Annotated in this window: 4 protein-coding genes; 1 reads left to right on the forward strand and 3 read right to left on the reverse strand. The window is 64.8% G+C overall.

Going from position 1 to position 3,085, the window contains the following annotated elements:
• Together EOA33_RS29940 and EOA33_RS29945 are read right to left on the reverse strand one after the other, a co-directional pair.
• The coding region (locus tag EOA33_RS29940) for an HD domain-containing protein (RefSeq protein ID WP_127407284.1) at positions 1-394 on the reverse strand (394 nt) is incomplete at its 3' end.
• Positions 391-1,557, reverse strand: a complete 1,167-nt coding sequence (locus EOA33_RS29945; protein WP_245455444.1) for a gamma-butyrobetaine dioxygenase — start codon at positions 1,555-1,557, stop codon at positions 391-393. The genes EOA33_RS29945 and EOA33_RS29940, both read right to left, overlap by 4 nt.
• Before the next feature lie 94 nt (positions 1,558-1,651).
• On the opposite strand from EOA33_RS29945, the gene EOA33_RS29950 reads away from it, so the two are divergent.
• Positions 1,652-2,539, forward strand: coding sequence for a LysR family transcriptional regulator (locus EOA33_RS29950; RefSeq protein WP_126053967.1), 888 nt, complete (start codon positions 1,652-1,654; stop codon positions 2,537-2,539).
• Here EOA33_RS29950 and EOA33_RS29955 read toward each other — a convergent pair.
• Entirely contained in the window at positions 2,510-3,061 is a 552-nt protein-coding gene (locus EOA33_RS29955) for a GNAT family N-acetyltransferase (protein ID WP_127407285.1), read from the reverse strand. The genes EOA33_RS29950 and EOA33_RS29955 overlap by 30 nt on opposite strands.
• Between the last annotated feature and the right edge of the window lie 24 nt (positions 3,062-3,085).

Genomic DNA, 3,085 nt, shown 5'->3' on the forward strand with positions numbered 1-3,085 from the left:
GTGTATGGACAGAGGCCGGCGAGAGCTTGCCGAAATAGGTCGGGTCGGTGGCGCAGAGATAGCGCTTGGCCGAGACATGCAGCCGGACGCATTCGACGATGACCGGCGGGAAGAACGGCGCCAGCACCTCGCCGCCCGCCTCGTCATGGTGCTTGTCCTCGACATCGTCGGGCGAATAGGTGCCGAACTCGCTGGTGTAGTGTCCGATGTCGTGCAGCAGCGCAGCCGCCACCAGTTCGTCCGGCGCGCCGTCCTGCTCTGCCAGCCACGCGCCCTGAAGCATGTGCTCCGACATGGTGACGGGCTCGCCGAGATAGGATTCGGCACCGCGTCGCTCAAAAATGTCGGCGATGAATTCGACGATGTTGCCGCTGTTCAGCGCCTGCCCGTTCATTCCGCCGCCTCCCTGAAATCGTGCTCGATCGCCGCCAGCGTCGACAACAGCCCGTCCTTGTCGGCGTAGCAGCCCTGCAGCCAGCGCTTGCCCGAGCCGGAAAACGCCTTGCGCGCATGCATGACGCGGGTGTTGTCGACGATGAAGGCCTGCCCAGCTTCCAGCTTGAAGGTCACCTCGAAGGCGGGATCCTCGATCAGTTCGGCGAACCGGCGATAAGCGGCGTAGTATTTGTCCATCTCGGCGAATGGCACGTCGACCGTCGGCGCCAGCGAGCGGTTGTTGAAGCGGATGCAGATCAGCTCGCCGTCCGGTCCGAGCTCGATCATCGGACGCTTGGCCTTGAGCCGCACGCCAGACGAGCCGGCATATTCGAAGCGCGCCGGATAGGAACTCAGCAGACGGAACCCGTGCGGATCTTCGACCTGCAGCGCAGTCGCCACCGCGAAACCGTCGACGACGGTGGATTCGCCGCCCCAGACGGTGTTCTCGATGCAGGCCAGGATCTGCAGCGTCGGCACCGGATCGCGGTATGGATTGTCGGTATGCGCCTGCAGGCCGAGATTGGTGTAGGCGAGATTGTTCGGAATAACCTCGGCGCGCACCTCGAACCAGCGCCCGTAATTGGTTTCCCTGATGTAACCGAACAGGTCGGACACCTTGCACAGCGCCCCCGACTCCGCCGGCAGGCCATCCATCACCGCAAAGCCGTAAGTCCTCACCGCCGAAAGCCATTCCCTGAGCACGCTGCGATCGTGGCTGGCAGCCGCATATGCCGCGCGCGGCACCGAGTTCTGCATCGTCGCCCTTGTCCAGCATTGAACCACGTCGGCCGTCCAGCCTCCCTTGCGCAGTTCGACGCGGTCATAGGCATGCGTGTACAGCCAGGCTTGCGGGAAGCTGACGGTCTTTTGCTCGGGCACGAAGCTGATCTCCAGGGCGCCGCCCTTGATCGAGACTGCTCCAATCCGCGTCTCGGCCGGAATGTCGAGGATGGTGATCAGGCGCTGCCCGTTGCCGGCGCTGCGCGTCTTGTCGTCCAATGCATTGTCGCGCAGCCACATGGCGTGAAAACGGGTGCGCGTCCCGTTCTCCCAGCTGAGTTCGATCGTCCGTCCCTCGTCGCCGATCAGCGCCTTGGTCAGCATGTCCAGCAGCTCCATCTTTCCCGCATCCGCAGGGTTTCGGGTTGCATGATGCTGACTTCGTAGTCATAACTCAAATTATCATTTTGCAGACTATGGCTATAGAATTCTAATGGCTGGAAGAGTTGCCGACGCCTTGCCTCCGCTCGACTGGTTGCGCAGCTTCGAGGCGGCGGCGCGGCTTTCGAACTTCACCGCCGCGGCGGCCGAACTCGGCCTGACGCAGGCGGCCGTCAGCCAGCACATTCGCGCCCTCGAACAGCGGCTGAAGACCAGGCTGTTCGTGCGTCTTGCCCGCGGTGTCGCGCTGTCGCCTGAGGGCGCCGCCTATCTTCCCCACATCCAGTCGGCCTTCGCCACCATCGCCAACAGCACCACGGAATTGTTCGAGCCGCGCGCCGTCCAGACCGTGGCGGTGCGGGTGCCGATCTCCTTTGCCTTGCTGGTGCTCGTGCCTGCGCTCCCCGACCTGGCGAGAGCCCTGCCGCGGATCCAGCTCGACGTGGTGACCATCCATCGTCCCGCCGACTACGACCAGCCGGGCTCGGCGCTCGATATCCGCTTCGGCAACGGAAACTTCCCCGGCCGCGAGGCCGACAGGCTGACCGTTGAGCGGCTGGTGCCGGTCGCCTCTCCGGCGCTGGCCGGCAATACGGACTGGACATCCCTGCCCTTGCTCCTGGTCGCCGGCGCGCGCGAGATGTGGGCCGAATGGTTTACCGCTGCCGGCGTGCCGGGACATACTGGACGTTCGCACCGCTTCGACAGTTTCGTTGCCGCCATGGAGGCGGCCAAGGCCGGCGCCGGCGCCCTGTTGGGCTCCAGGCCGCTGATCGATGCGGCACTTGCCGGCAAGGCGCTTGTGGCGCTTTCCGGCTTCGAGCTCTCCAGCAGCTCGGGCCATTTCCTGACCCGCGCTTCGGCCGCGGGACTGACCCAGGCCGAGCAGGATTTTCGTCTGTGGCTGCTGTCACGCCTCGCCGGAATCGACGCTCTGTAGGCTTGCGTCGATCCGTTTCCAGTAGATCAGCGTGCCAGTCAATCCGCCATGCGGCTTCAGAGCGAAGTCGGGGATTTCACCTGTCAGCGTGAAGCCGAGCTTCTCGTAGAGACCGGAGGCTCCCTCCTCGCTTGCCGTGTCCAGAACCAGCAAGGTGCGGCCGCGCTCCACGGCGATGTCTTCCGCCGCCCGCATCAGCCGGGTCGCCACGCCCTGGCCGCGACGGTCGAGGCGGGTCATCAGCTTGGCGATCTCGGCCCGGTGCGGCTGGTTGGGAGGGAAGTCGAGCAGCAAGGTGACCGTGCCGGCAAGGACCTCGCTGTCCCATGCGCCAAGCACCACCCGTTCGCCTCGCGCAGCTGCGGCAAGCGACTTCCGCCAGAAGGCCTCCGCCGCATCCTGTGCCAACGGATGCATGAAGCTCACCGAGCCGCCGCCGGCCACGGTCTCGACCAGAAGCGCGGCCAACAGTTTTTCCGTCTCGGCGGCCTCATTCAGAGTGCTGATTTTTATGGAACTCATGGTTGCGGCATATTCCCTCAACGT

The organism is Mesorhizobium sp. M4A.F.Ca.ET.050.02.1.1 (assembly GCF_003997725.1).
In the GTDB taxonomy this organism is placed as follows: Bacteria; Pseudomonadota; Alphaproteobacteria; order Rhizobiales; family Rhizobiaceae; genus Mesorhizobium.

Coding starts and splice junctions, on each gene's coding strand:
- EOA33_RS29950 (WP_126053967.1), top strand. CDS start 1,652: ATGGCTGGAAGAGTTGCCGACGCCTTGCCTCCGCTCGACTGGTTGCGC.
- EOA33_RS29945 (WP_245455444.1), bottom strand. CDS start 1,557: ATGGAGCTGCTGGACATGCTGACCAAGGCGCTGATCGGCGACGAGGGA.
- EOA33_RS29955 (WP_127407285.1), bottom strand. CDS start 3,061: ATGAGTTCCATAAAAATCAGCACTCTGAATGAGGCCGCCGAGACGGAA.